The organism is Halomonas sp. NYA30, assembly GCF_976980765.1.
This window is the reverse complement of sequence record NZ_OZ334477.1, coordinates 2,476,884-2,492,655: the sequence shown is the minus strand read 5'-3', so window position 1 is coordinate 2,492,655 and position 15,772 is coordinate 2,476,884. Positions and strand designations below refer to the sequence as shown.

The window sequence follows — 15,772 nt, the reverse complement described above, 5'->3', positions numbered from 1 at the left end:
TGCGATTAAGCAGTTGTAATTGGGCCAAAGTTAACGGCCGCGCTGGCGGCGCTGCAGTTCTGCTTCACGGTCGGTGTCTACCCACCACGCATCCAGATCCATGGCGTATTTGGGGAAGGGCTCGGGGTAGCCGAACTTATCCCAAATGGCGATGCGGGTCTCCCCAGAGTGGTAGTGGGGAATCACATAAAATCCCCAGCGCAGCACCCGGTCCAGCGCGCGCGTGGCAGTATCCAACTCTTCACGGCCATTGGCACTAATGATTTCCTCCACCAGCGCATCGACCGCCGGATGTGCCAGCGCCATCCGGTTACGGCTTTGCGGTGCCTCGGCGGCGGCGCTGGTCCAGAAGTCGCGCTGTTCATTGCCCGGGTTGTTCGACTGAGGGAAATGACTGATCACTATGTCATAGTCATAATTACGCTGTCGGTTTAAATACTGATTAATATCAACGATACGCAGCGACGTCTGCACACCCAGGCGGGCCATGTTACGGAGCATGGGCTGCACCACCCGTTCAAGCCCTGAGTCGTAGAGCAGCACTTCCAGACTTAAGGGTCGCCCGGTTTGCTGGTTAACCAGTACGCCGTCTTCAACGCGATAGCCCGCTTCGCGGAGTAAGTCGAGCGCTCTGCGAAGCCGCTCGCGCAGCTCGATGGGCTCATCGATAGGCAGTGGCTGAGTAAAGAGACGGTCAGAGCCATGAGAGGCCATCAACTCCTCCCGGAAGGGCTCCAACAGCGCCAGTTCCTCCTCAGAGGGTAAGCCGGTGGCTTCCATCTCTGAATTTTGGAAAAAGCTCTCAGTACGCTGATAGGTGCCGTAAAAAATATTGGTGTTGAGCCACGGGAAATCGAAGGTCAGGCTCAACGCTTCCCGCACTCTGGGGTCTTGGAACTTTTCTTTACGCAGGTTGAAGACAAACGCCTGCATCATCGAAGGGTTAACGTCCGGTACCGTTAGCCGCTTTACCAAGCCCTCTTCATAAGCTGGAAAGTCGTAGCCAATTGCCCAAGTGGCGGCGCGTGCATCGATACGAAAGTCGGTGAGACCCGCTTTAAACGCTTCCCAGGCAATATCCCTATCACGGTAGTAGTCGTAAATGATGCGATCAATGTTGTATCGGCCAACGTTGACCGGTAAATCTTTACCCCAATAATCATCATCACGCTGATAAACAATGCGCCTACCTGGGTCTACTTCGCTAATGCGGTAGGGCCCGGAGCCTGGGTGTGCCGCAAGGGTAGGGGAGGAGAATTCGCGGGGCTCCCAGTAGTGGCGGGGGAGTATGGGCAGTTGGGCGACGATTAACGGCAGCTCTCGGGATTGAGTGTCGTTGAAGGTGAACCGTACCTGATGCTCATTGAGGGCGATGGCTTCTTCCACCCCCGCGTAGTAACTGGCGTAAAACGGATTTCCCTCTTCGCGGAGCAGGTTAAGCGAGAACACCACATCGTAGGCGGTGACAGGCTCTCCGTCTTGAAAACGCGCTTCAGGGCGCAGGTCGAACTCAATCCACTCCCTTTCAGGGTCAAGGCGCACGCCTTCGGCCAGCAAGCCGTAGAGGCTAAAGGGCTCGTTCGGGTTGCTGGCCATAAGGGTGTCGTAAATTTGTGAAATGCCAGTGACCGGCGTACCGCGAATAATAAACGGATTGGTTGAGTCAAAGCTGCTCCCCACGGCGGTATGGGTAATGGTGCCGCCTTTAGGGGCCTGTGGGTTTACATGCGGGAAGTAGGGGAAATCGGCTGGTAGCTCGGGGCTATCGTAAAGCGATAGCCCATGAACTGTTTCAACCGGCACCACGTTGTTTGCGTCTGTATTCAAATCACCCACCACATTGGAGTTGGGCGCGGTGATAGACGAATCGCTGTTAGACGCCGACTCTGACGCTATCGTGTCGGCGTCTGAAGCCAGTATTGATACGTTGAACAGCAGGCCACTGATGAGTAGAAGCGTTTTCGCAAAAAACAAACCACGCGGCATTGGAGACATCCCATGTGAACAAAGCCAACTAGTTAACCCGGTTTAACGCCCTGATAGTGTCAGCAGCTGGCCTGGTTGCAGAGCGCCGGGGCGGTCAATCGAATTCCAGCGTATAAGGTCTTGCTGGTCAATATTATATCTGGCCGCGATCGCAGAGAGGCTGTCGCCTCTTTCAACGCGGTGGGTATTGCCACTACTGTTTTGCGCAAATGCTTGGTTGCTGTCTTGTGTTTGATTGCCGTCCTGCGCAAGTTGCGCAAGAACCTGGGTATCCACTTCTTCAGGTACCAGCAGCGTTTGTGCACTGCGGGGGTCAATGCTGCCATTGAGCAGACCGGGATTTAATTCGGCTAACGCAGTTTGGCTAACATCCAACAGTTGAGAAGCTTCTGAGAGCGTCACAGCGTGGTCTAGCTTAACTTTAGCGAAGGCCGGATCAACGTGTATTTCCGGCAAGCTGACACCGTACTGCTCTGGGTCGTTAATAATCGTCGCGATGGCTTTCAGCTTGGGCACATACTGCATGGTTTCGTAGGGCAGCGAAAGATCCCAGTACTCACCGTTTAGGCCCTGGCTTTGGGCCTGACGTTGAGCGCGATTAACGGTGCCAGCGCCGGCATTATAAGCCGCTAATGAAAGCATTAGATCGCCTTCATACCACTGGTCGGCCTGCATTTCCAAGTAGTCCAGCGCTGCCTCGGTGGAGGTCAAAACATCTAACCGGCCATCGTAGTTTCCGTTACGTACCAAGCCCAATGCATCACCGGTGCCGGGCATAAACTGCCATAGCCCTGCAGCACCGCGATGACTTCGCGCGCCGGGGTCAAAGGAACTCTCGACAAAGGGGATTAAAGCGACTTCGCCGGGTAGACCGCGCTCGCTAACCTGCTGGGTAATCCAGGCAAGCCAGGGGGTGGCTCGTTCGGTAATAGTGGCAATGTTTTCGGGGCTGGAACGGTAGTACTCAATCCATTCGTCTACCCGCGCTTGGGCCTCGGCAGGCAGTGACTTCTCTTGCCACTGAAAGCTTTTCCGCAGCGTTGTCCAGGCGTCTTGGGGTTTCAGTTCCAGCGCCTCCCAAAAATGGATTTGGAACGGCGTGGGGTGTGGTTTTGTAGCATCTACTGATTTACTGGTTGATGCAGTAGATCCTTCATAGGCTGTCGCAGAGGCTTGTGAGCTTGCCGCAGCGGCTAACATTAGGCCCATTATTACGGTACTGCCCGCGCTCAGCATCAAGCGCTGGCGAATCGTTCGATAGGTCATAGTTGCATTCGTTTGGTTTCGATAGCGTTCTTAAAAACGGTTCTTCCACTCACGCAGAGTGGTGAACGTAGCGAGATCATCATTATTAACACCCTGGGTGCCTGCCGCTTGGCGCACGCTATCAGTGCCCACGCGAAGGTAGGGATTAATTTTCAGCTCGCGTCCTATCGTGCTGGGTAAGGTGGGGCGATCCAATGCCCGCGCCTTTTCACACTCCTGCAAGGCGTGTTTAACGTCTTCGTTTTCAGGATCCGCAGCACGGGCAAACGTCAGGTTTGCCTGAGTGTACTCATGGGCTGCAAAGACCAGTGTATCTTCAGGGAGTTCCGCAAATTTTTTCAGCGCGGTGTACATTTGCTCAGGGGTGCCTTCGAATAGACGACCGCAGCCCGCGCAAAAAAGGGTGTCACCGCAGAACAGTAGTGCAGGGATACCGGCTGTGAAGTAGCTGATATGATCCAGCGTATGGCCGGGGGTCGCCATGACGTCAAATAAACGCCCCATGATGCGGACTTCGTCGCCGTCACCCACGGTTTCATCGATGCCTTCAATCTTGGGATTGTCGGGGCCGATAACGTGTGGAGAGTAGCGTTTAATTAACTCTGCTAAACCACCCGTATGATCATGATGATGGTGGGTAATCAGAATGCATTTGAGGGTAAGCGACTCACGTTCAAGAAACTCGATCACCGGGGCAGCTTCACCGGGATCCACCACACAAACGCTTTGGCTGGTATCTTGTCTTAATAGCCAAATATAGTTGTCGCTAAGGGCGGGGATCGGTGTCACGCTCATCATCGGCGAGATCCTTTAAGTTACGAAAAAACACATCAAACATTGCGCTTATTAGCGCTGAATCGGTGCGTAAAAGGCGTTAAAAAGCCGTTACTGTGGAGGGAAGCGCTGTTCATGTCAAATTCGACGACGGCCACGACACTGGCTAAGCGCTTACAAAGTAGCCAGCCTTATTGGCAAACAGAGGCGGGGCGTTCGCTGTGGGAAACCCAGCGTGCCTGCTTAGGGCCCGTGGTGGAATCCCGTGTGGGCGGCCACAGCTTGGAAATGAGCATGGGGCCGGCATTGATGACCATGTCGGCCATTGCGCACCCCATACGCTGGTCGCCTACGCATCAGTTAGCCGAAAACGATAGCACCTTGGTATGCCCACCGGATCAGCTTGCGCTGCCGGATCGCTGTTTAGATGTGATGGTCATTCACCACTGGCTTGAGCAGTTAACCGATGCCCACTTCACGCTCCAGGAGGCCGCGCGTGTCACTGCTGACAACGGCATTCTGGTGCTGTTTGGCTTTAACCCTATCGGCGTGAGCGGCCTTACCCGGCAGTTGCGAAAGCGCCAACAGAGCTTTCCCTGGAGCGGTACCTGGCGCTCGGCTAGCCGCCTGCGGGACTGGTTGGCGTTTGTCGACTTTGAGGTTGAGCGGGTAGACTATTGCTGTTTTCGGGGGCGGATGAATGCCAAGTGCGGTGAGTATTGGGAGTCGTTAGGGCGGCGGCATAACCTGCCACTGGGCGAAAGTTATATGATTCAAGCACGCCGACAGCAGCGCCAAGCGCCGGTGCAGCGTTTGAGATTTGGTTTGAAGGCGCCAGCGTCCCCGGCGTCGCTGGGTGTTACCCGCTCAGGCTCATCCGCCCACTATCAAGCTTATCAAACGCCTCCCGCTGGAACATCGCAAGCCAAAACGCGGCAAACGGATAGGCACACAGCTGATTCAAATAAAGTTGACCCACAGAAGCCTGTTTTACATAAATCTGTTTTACATAGACCGGGGGATCAAGAGATTGACTAAAGAGGCGGCGGGAGATCTACCTCGGGTAACGGTGTATACCGATGGGGCTTGTAGGGGTAACCCAGGGCCTGGCGGATGGGGTGTCGTGCTGGCGAGTGGCGAGCATGAGAAAACCTTGAAAGGCTATGAAGCAGATACCACTAATAATCGCATGGAGTTAATGGCCGCGATAATGGCGCTACGTACGCTTAATACCCCTTGTGAAGTGGCGCTCTGGACTGACTCCCAATATGTTCGCCAGGGGATCACCCAGTGGATTCATAATTGGATCAAGCGCGGCTGGAAAACCGCTGCCAAGCAGCCGGTCAAAAATGCCGAGCTGTGGAAGACCCTGCACGAAGAGACCAAGCGTCACCAGGTCGAGTGGCACTGGGTAAAAGGGCACAGCGGGCACCCAGGCAACGAGCGCGCCGATGCGCTGGCCAATGAAGCGATTGATGAGCACCAAAAAAGGAGAGCATGATGCGTCAGGTGATCTTGGATACTGAAACCACGGGTATCGACCCCAAAGATGGCCATCGCCTAGTCGAAATTGGTGCCATTGAGATGGTCAATCGACGCTTCACTGGCCGCACTTATCATCAATACATCAACCCTGAGCGGCATATCGACGCTGAAGTCGTCGAAGTTCACGGGATTGATGACGCCAGAGTTGCTAACGAGCCGGTATTCGCGGCCATTGCCGATGAGTTTTGGGCCTTTATCGAAGGCGCAGAGCTGGTGATTCATAACGCTCCGTTCGATGTGGGCTTTATTGACCACGAGCTGGGCATGTTGAATCGGCAGCGTAAATCTCCTGTGCTGGGGCCGGTAAGGGATCATTGCGGCGTATTAGATACGCTGACCATGGCTAGGAAGATGCACCCCGGCCAGCGCAACAGTCTTGATGCATTGTGCAAACGCTACGATATCGACAACGGCCACCGGGTGCTGCACGGCGCACTGTTAGACTCTGAAATCCTCGCCGAAGTGTATCTGGCGATGACCGGTGGGCAGACCGCGTTAACGTTAGACGCGGCCTCCGCAGCGGAACAGGAGCAGGCGGATACCTCCAATGAGGGGATGTCGATTCAGCGGCTTTCTTTAACGCAGGGCCAACTGCGCGTGGTGCGGCCCACCGACGAAGAGCGAGCGGCCCACCAGGCCAAGTGCAAGGCGCATCAATTGAACTGGTTTGAGGGTGCGGCCAGCGATGCTTAGGCGAGAAATTCCCCATCACGAACAAGCAGGGCGGGTGATTCGGCTTTCGCGTAGTTTATTGGCGCCCGCACCGTTAAACGGCAGCGAAGAGTTAACCCCGTTGCAGCCCTATCAACCCTGGACAGAGCAGATGCAGCCGCTATGTTACTGGGATGATGAGCCGGTGGCGCTGCTTGTGGAGTCCCAGGCTGGCAACGATTGGATTGATGGTCGGCAATGGATGAGCGAGCTTTCAACCGCTTGGTTTAGCCTGCTCTCCACGGCGCTGCAGGTAGGTGCATGGTTAGAGAATCACCGATTCTGCGGCCGCTGTGGGGCACCGGCCACCAAGCTGACTGCGGAATTCGCTATGCACTGCCACGCCTGTGGGCACCGCAACTATCCGCGTATCTCACCGTGTATTATCACGCTGGTGACCAGCGGGGAGGCGATGCTGTTGGCCCGTAGTCCGCGCTTTCCACCCGGGCGCTACTCCACCTTGGCGGGTTTTATCGAGCCGGGAGAGTCAGCGGAAGAGGCGGTGCACCGGGAGGTGTTTGAGGAAGTGGGCGTGCATATCGATCAACTGCGTTATCACCAAAGTCAGGCGTGGCCATTCCCGCACTCGCTGATGTTTGGTTACTTCGCCGAAGCCACTACCCGGCGCATTCGCATCGATGGGGTGGAGATTAGCGATGCGGCGTGGTTTTCGCCTCGTCAGTTGCCCTCTCTGCCGCCGCCTTACTCGATATCCCGGGAGCTGATAGAAACCCATTTGGCACGCTGGCGCGAAGAGTAAGCGGCGCCGCGTGCCGATATGATGACTACTCGCTAGGGAATAAGCTAGTCAGCTTAGTGGCCAGCATGACATTACCGGTCGCTTTTAGCTTACCGGTCATAAAGGCCGTCATGCCATTGATCTCACCGCTCATAATCCCTTTTAGCGTGTCAGTGGTAAGGCTCAAGCTGACAGAAGGATCGTCATGCTCACCCTCTTGTACGTCCAGCGTGCCATCCTGGATATTTAAGTAGTAGCTGCCTGCATCGGTAAAGTGAAACTGGAAAACTTCATCCATGCCCTTTGCTGCTGCAGGATTAAAACGCGCTTTTAGCTTCTCAAGGGTGTTGTTTGACATAACATATCTCTCGGTTAAGTAGATCAGGCTAAGGCTAGCGACCATAGCCAAAAGAAACAATCGTAAAGGCAAGCGAGGTTATTTCATACGGGCGTTCCAATCAAGCGCGCTAGTCACTATCAACAAACGCATATACATCGCACGAGCTATAAAGGAATTAATCCTCTAATGGAGAACGTCAATGAGTGAATGGGTAGCAGAGATAGGCACCTTTGTTGTGCAAACCACCATCGTGATGGCGCTAATAGGCTTTGGCCTGCTGCTGATTGCACGAACCAAGCAGGACAAAGAGAGCGAGCTGAAACTCACGATCGAGCCACTTAACGATCAACGCCGCCGCCGTGTTCGGCGTTTGCGGCTGGCTGCCACGCTTCCTGGTGCACGCAAAAAACTGCTGAAACTATTTCGTAGTGAAGATAAAAAACGTCACAAAGAGCACAAAACGGAGCAGGATGCCGCCTCAGCGGCGCGGGTTTGGGTGCTCGACTTTTACGGCGATCTGAAAGCCTCGCAAACCGAGCATTTTGCTCAAGAGGTGTCGGCCATCATCGGTGTCGCTGCTAAGGAAGACGAGGTAGTGGTGCGGCTTGAATCCGCGGGTGGACTGGTGCATGCCTATGGGTTGGCGGCGGCGCAGTTAGACCGGCTGCGCACGGCGGGGCTAAACACAACCGTGTGTATCGACAAGGTGGCGGCAAGCGGTGGTTACCTGATGGCCTGTACCGCGCAGCACATTAAGGCCGCGCCCTTTGCAGTGATTGGCTCTATCGGCGTGGTGGCGCAAGTGCCCAATATTCATCGTCTGCTAAAGCGCCACGATGTTGACGTAGAACTGCTGACCGCCGGTAAATACAAGCGTACCTTAACCGTGCTGGGTGAAAATACCGAAGAGGGCAAAGCAAAGTTCTTGGAGGACTTAGAGAATACGCACCGCTTGTTTAAAGGCTATGTGGCAGAACGGCGTCCCGCCATGGATATCGATACCCTCGCCACAGGCGAAATTTGGTACGGCAGCGAGGCATTATCGCTTCAGCTTGTCGACAGCGTAGGAACCAGCGAAGCCTATCTGGTTGAACGTATGAGCGAGGCGCAAGTATTCACAGTGAAGCTAGAAGCCCCTAAAACCGTCAGTCGTAAACTGGGATTGGCCATTTCAGAAGGCGTTGAAAAAGCTGCGCTGAAAGCGCTTGGCCTAATCGACGCCGCTGGGTGGCAGCGGCGCTGAGGTTAAATCTTGGAGCGTTATGCGGCGTAATGGTGTGCCAAGGTATCAATCACGGCCTTGGCACTTTCGCTGCTTAACGAGTAATAGATGGTTTGTGACTCCCGTCGGGTATCGACGAGCTCATCACGCCGCAAAATAGCCAGATGTTGCGAAAGTGCCGACTGGCTTAACGCGAGTTGTTGATTAATTTGCGTCACTGACAGCTCTTTCTCGGCAAGCAGGCAGAGGATTTGCAGCCGTTTTTCATTAGCCAACGCTTTTAGCAGGTTGGTTCCCGCCTCAATAGCGCGACAGTTATGTTCAAGCAGGCGTGTAGCGGCGCTTGTAGAAGCAGACATAATGATCTCCTTGCCTACACTGTTACTTCAGCGTTTTTATAAGCATTATTTATAAACATTGTTTTATAAGTATGTTTTTATAAACAGTGTTATTCGTTGTCACGGCATCGTCGCGTCGCGAAGATTATTTATTCAATGATCAGTAATTTAGTGAGTTTTGTCCAAGCTGCTGTTTAACGATTAATCAATGGTAGTAATTCGTCATCTTGTCGACAATGTCGGTGCCTGTCTACCGCTTTGGTCGCTATTTAGCCCATAGTATGAGGGCGAAGTGTCGGTTTCCTTTATACAGTGTCAACAATCTTCCTTAAGCGTTACTACAAAAAAGATAGGGACACCATGAGCCACTACCAACACACCTTCCAACGCTCCATCGAACACCCTGAATCGTTCTGGGCCGAACAGGCCAAACGTATTCCCTGGTACACGCCGCCTCAAACCATCCTCAGCTACGATGAGCAGAGCGCTGGGACAGCGCATGCCCGTTGGTTTAGCGACGGTGAAATGAATCTTAGCTACGCGGCACTGGATTATCATGTCGAAAATGGGCGTGGTGATCAGGCGGCGATTTTCTGGGATTCGCCTGCCGCAAAGGCTAAGCAGACCATTAGCTACCGCGAAATGCGCGATAAAGTGGCGCATTTTGCAGGGGCGCTGGCGCAGTTGGGCGTTAACAAAGGCGATCGTGTGGTGATCTACATGCCGATGATCCCCGAAGCCATGGTGGCCATGTACGCCTGTGCCCGGCTTGGTGCCATACACTCGGTGGTATTTGGTGGCTTCGCCCCCCACGAACTGGCGGCGCGGATTGAAGACGCCGAGCCTAAAGTGGTGGTTGCCGCTTCCTGTGGTATCGAGTTGGGCAAGGTATTGCCCTATAAGCCAATGGTAGACCAAGCCGTTGAATTAAGCGCCCATAAGCCGGATGCCTGTGTCGTTTATCAGCGTGAAGCGCACCGGGCTGAATTGGAGGAGGGCGATTACGACTGGGAAGAGTTGGTTGCCAAGGCGCCATTTGCTGAGTGCGTGCCGGTAAAGGGAACCGACCCGCTGTATATCCTCTATACCTCAGGTACCACCGGAAAACCCAAAGGCGTTATGCGCGATACGGGTGGCTACGCGGTGGCGCTGGCCTATTCGATGCAGGCGATCTATGCAATGGAGCCCGGTGAAGTGTTCTTTACCGCTTCGGATGTGGGCTGGGTCGTCGGGCACTCCTACATTGTTTACGCCCCCTTGCTAGTGGGTTGCACCACGGTGGTATACGAGGGCAAGCCGGTAAAAACCCCCGACGCGGGCAGCTTCTGGCGGTTAATCGAGGAGTACCGGGTGAAGAGCTTCTTCACCGCGCCCACGGCGTTTCGCGCGATTAAGAAAGAGGATCCCGATGCCAAGCTGCTACAGAACTACGATATCAGCAGCCTAAAGCATCTTTACGTGGCCGGTGAACGCCTCGATCCACCCACGTTTCACTGGCTGGATGACGTTTTGGACGTGCCGGTGATTGATCACTGGTGGCAAACTGAAACCGGCTGGCCCATCGCCGCTAACTTGCCCGGTATAGAGCCTGTGCCCACCAAGGCGGGATCCGCAACGTTCCCCGTTCCTGGCTTCAATGTGCAAGTGCTCAACCGCGACGGCGAGCAGGCCAAACCCATGGAGCAGGGTAGTGTGGTGATCAAACAGCCCATGCCACCTGGTTGCTTGACCGGCGTATGGCGCGACGAAAAGCGCTTTCATAGTGCCTATATGGCGGCATTCCCCGGCTACTACCTAACCGGCGATGGCGGTTATTTTGATGAGCAAGGCTATCTGTTCATCATGGGCCGCACCGATGACGTCATTAACGTGGCAGGGCACAGACTCTCAACCGGTGAAATGGAAGAGGTGGTCGGTGCTCATCCTGCGGTGGCTGAGTGCGCGGTCATTGGGATTCATGACGATCTAAAAGGGCAGCTGCCGATCGGCTTGGTGATCCCGAAAGATGGCTTTGATGGTGATGAAGCCACATTGGAGGCCGAACTGATTGCGCGGGTTCGCGAGCATATTGGCCCGATTGCCTGCTTCAAACAGGTGTTAGTGGTTGACCGCTTACCCAAAACCCGCTCGGGTAAAATTCTGCGCAAACTGCTGCGTACGATTGCCGACGGCAAAGAGTTTGGTATTCCCTCGACCATTGATGACCCCACCAGCCTTGCCGATGTTCACGCCGCCATGCGCGAACGCTCGGTAGGCGCTGCGGACAAAGCCACACCGCTGGATTGATGCGACTAAATTAGCCAAGTGCGAGGGCAGATTGAAGCGAGGGTCTTTAGCCATGGCCGGAAAGTGTTCCCGACAATTCCGGCATTTCCGCCATCCATGGCGGTCAGATGGCGAAAGTAGCGCCCAAGGATGGGTTCACAGCGCCCTCGCGGAAACCTGCCCTCGCCACGATTGCATGCAGATTGCCAGGGGGTGGCAGCTTGCATAGCTTAGCTTTTAATATTATGCAGAAGCCGTATAATGCGCTCCCCAGAATGGCGTAGGGTTTTGTTACAAGCTGACCGAATGCGCTGACTACCCCGAGGGTTCCCTAACCCCTCTTCTCTATTAAAAAAAGGTCTACCCGCATGTTTGCATTGAGTGAGACTCAGCACCGCCGTTGCCTAATGGTGATGGTGGCTTTCCATATCGGCATTATTGCCGCCAGTAACTATCTCGTTCAGCTACCGTTTACGCTCTTTGGCTTTCATACCACCTGGGGCGCGTTTAGCTTCCCGTTTATCTTTCTAGCCACCGACCTCACGGTGCGTCTGTTTGGTAAAGGGCCGGCTCGATCGATTATTCTGCGCGTTATGCTTCCCGCGCTGTTGGTCTCCTATGTGGTATCCGTGGTATTTCCCCGCGGCAGCTTTGCCGGGATTGAGGCTCTTTCGGAGTGGAATCTGTTTGTCGCCCGTATCGCCCTCGCCAGCTTCCTGGCCTATGTGATTGGCCAACTGCTGGATGTTCAAGTGTTTGACCGCTTGCGCCAGTGGGCATGGTGGGTGGCGCCCGTTTGCTCAACGGTGTTGGGTAACCTGGCCGACACCTTTGCATTCTTCTCAGCGGCGTTCTATAACAGCCCAGACCCGTTTATGGCCGCCAATTGGGTAGAAATCGCCGCCGTCGACTACGCGATCAAGCTCGCTATCAGCCTGCTGTTTTTCCTGCCGCTGTATGGCTTGCTGCTTGCCTGGCTAACCCGCCGCTTGGTGGTTTGGACCGGCCAGGTGGACGCCGAGCCCCGCACGGCGTAATCGCGTAAACATCACAGAGACCGCAAGGCTTAGGAGCTAGCATGACTGACGTTGCCACCGTAGATCTCCATTTTATCGATATGCCCGCCGAAGAAGCCGCCGCAGATACCACCCCGCTGGTGGTGATTCATGGCTTGCTGGGAAGTGCCGATAATTGGCGTTCGCACTTGAAAGTGTGGCAGCGCAGCCGCCGGGTGATCGCGCTGGATCTGCGTAACCATGGCCGCTCGCCCCATGCAGAGGGAATGCGCTACGCCACCATGGCAGATGACGTTGTCGCGCTACTTGATAAGCTCTCGATCGAGCGCGCTCACGTGCTGGGGCACTCCATGGGTGGCAAAGTCGCGATCAGCTTGGCGCGCCTGGCGCCGGAGCGGGTGGCGTCGTTAATCGTGGCAGATATTGCTCCGGTGGCTTATAAGCATGGTCACGATGATGTGTTCGCCGCGCTGGACAGCGTACGAGAAGGGCAGCCCAAAAATCGTCGTGAAGCCGATGACCTGCTGGCCGAGCATGTGGATTTCCGGCCTACGCGGCTGTTCTTGGCCACCAACCTGGTGCGCAATGACGATAACGTCATGGCGCTTCGGGTAGGCTTAGATCAGATCAAACGCGGTTATAGCGATATCATCGGCGTGCCTGACGGCGAGCAACCCTATGAGGGCCCGGCGCTGGTGCTGCGCGGTGGCGATTCCCACTACGTGGCTGACGATATGATCCCCGCGCTGCGTGAGGTGTTGCCCCGCGCTCGTGTGGTAACGCTTAAAAATGCCGGTCACTGGCTACACGCCGACCAGCCGGAAGCCTTTCAGCAGGCGGTCGAGGCGTTCGTCGACGCCCAGTAGATGCACGCGCAATCATACAAACAAGCGCAGCCTAATCAGAGCGGAGTGACCGTTAAGCCGTGCTGCTCTGGATAACGCAAGAAACGGTTCAAAATTCGGTAGCTATCCACATCGAAGCTTGCGGGCGTGTCCGCAAGCGTTTGCGCGTTGTTAAAACTAGTCGCGCTGCCCAGATAGCACCATTGGCGAACGACATGCCATGCAGACGCTGTCGCGCCCGCCGACTTCTCCTCAATAGCAATGCTGCCCGGCCAGGGCCACACGTTGACCTGAAGCTGGGTGAGTGCTTCCTGTGCCCGCTGGGTATGCGCTGCTATCGACTCCTGACCATTGCACGCTCCACGGCACTTGCCCACCTGATTGGCAAAACAGCGCCCCTTACCTTTTTCAAGCCCCAGCACCCGAGGGCAGAGCTGCTGCTCTTCGGCAATAGCGCGCAAGGCGTTCTTGGCCTCCCGCGCATTCCTAAACAAACCATACAGTGTGCCGCCTAGAGGCTGGGTTAGAGCGTTACCGCTGAGCAGCTCAGGGTGGTCGGCTCCTTCTGCCCAGTGCCAGGTAGTTAACTTGCGCTGCTTGCGCAGTTGCCGGTTCATAATCGGCATCAACGTTTTAACCAGCTGCGCTTCACGCAACTGGGCGCCTAAATCGCCAGCGGTCTCTTCCCACTCGATATGCTGCACCTGCTGGGCGAGGCGCATTTCTTTGTCGTCTTGGTGGTCGCGCTGAAAGTGCCCCAGCACGCGGCTACGTAGGTTGATGCTTTTGCCCACATACAGGGGCAGCCGATTGTGGCCGTAAAACAGGTAAACCCCAGGGCAGGCGGGCAACCCTTCCAGCTGCGCGCTATCCAGGTGGGCAGGCAGCGTGCGGTGGCGACGCTCATCGCCCAGCAGGCGCTGCCACGCTTCATCACTATGCTCAACCTGCCACGCTTGCCAGAGCGACCACAGCGCATCGACATCGTCTTCGGCACGGTGATGGCGGGTGGGTGTAATACCGTAGCGGTTAAGCAGCGCTTTTAGATTGTGCTGGCGCTCTTGGGGCGCTATCCGCCTTGATAAACGCAGCGTGCATATCAGAGATGCACGGTAATCCTGGCCGGCGCGCTTAAATTCGTTGCGCAAAAAGCTGTAGTCAAAGCGCGCATTGTGGGCTACTAACTGCCCGTCGCCCAACCACTCCCGGAATGATTCGGCTATGTGTACAAAGCGTGGCGCATCAACCAGCATGTCGTCGCTAATTCCGGTCAACTGAGTGATTTGCCCGGGCACTTTGCATTCTGGGTAAATTAAGCTCGTCCAACGATCCACCAGCTCACCGTTAACGACTTTGAGAGCGGCTATCTCGGTAATTCGATCCCGCGTCGCCCGGGTGCCGGTGGTTTCAACGTCTACAAAAATTAAAGCTGTTTCGCTCATGGGCCGCCATGGTAGTGGATGGAAAGCGATCAATACGTGGTTATAAAGCGTGGGGATCTACGGCTAAACGCGATACGGGTAGCGTTGCGTCAGTAAGGCCCATTTTATTTAGAAAGGTTTCAAAACCAGCGTAGCGGCGGCTATCTAGTGCCGCGGGGCTCAGCGCCATACGACGCAGGATATCTTCCCAGGCGTTGGCGTTAATGTCATTTTCGAGCACAGGGTGCGCGCTAATCAGCAGCTTCCAGGCGGCGTCAGGGTTGTCGATAATCCAGTGGCTGGCTTGCTCAAGGGCAAGCACGAAGCGAGACCAAGTATCAGCGCGGCGGGCAAGCGTATCGCTATTAGCCAACACCACCAGGCCGTCATTTCGAGGAATGTCTAGCTCATCGAAGCGAATGACGTGGGTGTTAATGCCTTCAGTCGCCAACTGCTGGGGAAGGTAGTGGTAAAAGCCATCGGCGACCGCATCAATCTGACCTTCCCGCATGGCTCGAATGGGATCGAAGTGCAGGTTGATAGGCGGGTTAAAATCATCGGTTTGCTGTACCGAGCGGGGAAGTAAGCGCGGAATACTCAGGTCGCGGCCTTCACCGGTGGTATAACCGTAGTGTAACCCTGCCAAGGTATTTTCAGTTTCCGCCTGCTCTTCGCCCGTCACGATGACCGCCGTTAGTGAGGTTTCGATCAATGTCGCGATCCGGGTGATCGGCGCACCGTTATGGACATGTAGATGGAGCAGTGGCTGGCGGGTCAGCGCCAAATCGACTTCACCTACGGTTAGCAGCTTGATAGCGATGGAAGGGTCGGCCGGTGACTGAATCTCCACCTCAAGGCCCTGGGCAGCGTATAGACCCCGCTCTTTAGCAATCACCAAGGCAGCGTGCTGCGGGCTCAAGTACCAATCCAGCATTAGCGTAATGTGTTTAACCGGCGGTGGTTCGAGCGGCGGTGCCGGGGTCTGCGCCATGGTGGGCACTTCCTCGACGCTTTCGCTGTCATCGGTTCGCAAAAATGCTTCCGGCACCTCCACGTCTGTATCTAGCGTCAGTGGGGGCGTTTCTTGAGGGCTTTCTTCACTCTCTTCATTTGCGTAAATAACTGAATTAGAAAACAATAAGGTAACGATGAGACTCAACAGAATAGGGTGCCAACAGCGTGAGAGGCAACGCAACATAGTCAGAAACTCCAGGGGTTGTAACGGCGAAGTGTAGCCGCCTGGGAAAGCTCCTGACCAGCCCCTTGAGTATAAGGGGACGCTGAGAAGAGACAGTAAATTCAAC

General features: G+C 55.3%; 15 protein-coding genes. 8 read left to right on the top strand and 7 right to left on the bottom strand.

Features of this window, described 5'->3' with window-relative positions; all coding sequences use genetic code 11:
• Window positions 1-30 precede the first annotated feature (30 nt).
• From ACWI0H_RS11570 to gloB, 3 genes are read right to left on the bottom strand one after another with little or no spacing between them, the layout of a single operon-like run.
• Complete coding sequence (locus ACWI0H_RS11570; protein ID WP_485873530.1) at window positions 31-1,986, bottom strand: extracellular solute-binding protein; 1,956 nt, start codon at window positions 1,984-1,986, stop codon at window positions 31-33.
• 42 nt (window positions 1,987-2,028) lie between these two features.
• The gene (locus ACWI0H_RS11565; RefSeq protein WP_133732852.1) at window positions 2,029-3,252 is read right to left on the bottom strand and encodes a transglycosylase SLT domain-containing protein; all 1,224 of its coding nucleotides are present in this window, start codon (window positions 3,250-3,252) and stop codon (window positions 2,029-2,031) included.
• A 30-nt stretch (window positions 3,253-3,282) separates the two neighbouring features.
• The gene (gene gloB, locus ACWI0H_RS11560) at window positions 3,283-4,050 is read right to left on the bottom strand and encodes a hydroxyacylglutathione hydrolase (protein ID WP_133732851.1); all 768 of its coding nucleotides are present in this window, start codon (window positions 4,048-4,050) and stop codon (window positions 3,283-3,285) included.
• A gap of 111 nt (window positions 4,051-4,161) precedes the next feature.
• Here gloB and ACWI0H_RS11555 point away from each other — a divergent pair, with 111 nt between their 5' ends.
• Genes ACWI0H_RS11555 through nudC form a run of 4 tightly spaced genes read left to right on the top strand, consistent with a single transcriptional unit; the run spans window position 4,162 to window position 7,042 of the window.
• Window positions 4,162-5,064, top strand: coding sequence for a class I SAM-dependent methyltransferase (locus ACWI0H_RS11555; RefSeq protein ID WP_485873529.1), 903 nt, complete (start codon window positions 4,162-4,164; stop codon window positions 5,062-5,064).
• Window positions 5,057-5,527: a ribonuclease HI gene (gene rnhA / locus ACWI0H_RS11550; RefSeq protein WP_485873528.1), complete on the top strand. Its 471-nt coding sequence runs from the start codon at window positions 5,057-5,059 to the stop codon at window positions 5,525-5,527. The genes ACWI0H_RS11555 and rnhA overlap by 8 nt, the downstream gene beginning before the upstream one ends.
• Window positions 5,527-6,264 carry a DNA polymerase III subunit epsilon gene (gene dnaQ / locus ACWI0H_RS11545; RefSeq protein WP_485876211.1) on the top strand — a complete coding sequence of 246 codons (738 nt, stop codon included), beginning with the start codon at window positions 5,527-5,529 and terminating at the stop codon, window positions 6,262-6,264. Before rnhA ends, dnaQ begins: the two co-directional genes overlap by 1 nt.
• Window positions 6,257-7,042 carry an NAD(+) diphosphatase gene (gene nudC / locus ACWI0H_RS11540; RefSeq protein WP_133732847.1) on the top strand — a complete coding sequence of 262 codons (786 nt, stop codon included), beginning with the start codon at window positions 6,257-6,259 and terminating at the stop codon, window positions 7,040-7,042. The genes dnaQ and nudC overlap by 8 nt, the downstream gene beginning before the upstream one ends.
• 25 nt (window positions 7,043-7,067) lie before the next feature.
• Here the strand turns inward: nudC and ACWI0H_RS11535 are convergent, their stop codons facing one another.
• A complete protein-coding gene (locus tag ACWI0H_RS11535) occupies window positions 7,068-7,379 on the bottom strand; it encodes an SCP2 sterol-binding domain-containing protein (RefSeq protein ID WP_088701392.1) in 312 nt (103 codons plus the stop codon).
• A 181-nt stretch (window positions 7,380-7,560) separates the two neighbouring features.
• Between ACWI0H_RS11535 and sohB the strand changes: the two genes are divergently transcribed.
• Entirely contained in the window at window positions 7,561-8,604 is a 1,044-nt protein-coding gene (gene sohB / locus ACWI0H_RS11530; RefSeq protein ID WP_485873527.1) for a protease SohB, read from the top strand.
• A 17-nt stretch (window positions 8,605-8,621) separates the two neighbouring features.
• Here the strand turns inward: sohB and ACWI0H_RS11525 are convergent, their stop codons facing one another.
• Window positions 8,622-8,942, bottom strand: a complete 321-nt coding sequence (locus ACWI0H_RS11525) for an ArsR/SmtB family transcription factor (RefSeq protein ID WP_022523354.1) — start codon at window positions 8,940-8,942, stop codon at window positions 8,622-8,624.
• A 291-nt stretch (window positions 8,943-9,233) separates the two neighbouring features.
• On the opposite strand from ACWI0H_RS11525, the gene ACWI0H_RS11520 reads away from it, so the two are divergent.
• The 3 genes from ACWI0H_RS11520 (at window position 9,234) to ACWI0H_RS11510 (ending at window position 13,068) form a co-directional block, all read left to right on the top strand.
• Window positions 9,234-11,207, top strand: a complete 1,974-nt coding sequence (locus ACWI0H_RS11520; RefSeq protein ID WP_485873526.1) for a propionyl-CoA synthetase — start codon at window positions 9,234-9,236, stop codon at window positions 11,205-11,207.
• A gap of 347 nt (window positions 11,208-11,554) precedes the next feature.
• Window positions 11,555-12,223, top strand: coding sequence for a 7-cyano-7-deazaguanine/7-aminomethyl-7-deazaguanine transporter (locus tag ACWI0H_RS11515; protein WP_133732844.1), 669 nt, complete (start codon window positions 11,555-11,557; stop codon window positions 12,221-12,223).
• Window positions 12,224-12,264: 41 nt separating this feature from the next.
• Window positions 12,265-13,068 carry an alpha/beta fold hydrolase gene (locus tag ACWI0H_RS11510; RefSeq protein ID WP_485873525.1) on the top strand — a complete coding sequence of 268 codons (804 nt, stop codon included), beginning with the start codon at window positions 12,265-12,267 and terminating at the stop codon, window positions 13,066-13,068.
• A 35-nt stretch (window positions 13,069-13,103) separates the two neighbouring features.
• On the opposite strand, the gene ACWI0H_RS11505 is transcribed toward ACWI0H_RS11510, so the two are convergent.
• Window positions 13,104-14,489, bottom strand: coding sequence for an exonuclease domain-containing protein (locus tag ACWI0H_RS11505; RefSeq protein WP_485873524.1), 1,386 nt, complete (start codon window positions 14,487-14,489; stop codon window positions 13,104-13,106).
• A gap of 40 nt (window positions 14,490-14,529) precedes the next feature.
• Window positions 14,530-15,666 (bottom strand): ABC transporter substrate-binding protein, encoded by a 1,137-nt coding sequence (locus ACWI0H_RS11500; RefSeq protein ID WP_485873523.1) that lies wholly within the window; start codon window positions 15,664-15,666, stop codon window positions 14,530-14,532.
• Between the last annotated feature and the right edge of the window lie 106 nt (window positions 15,667-15,772).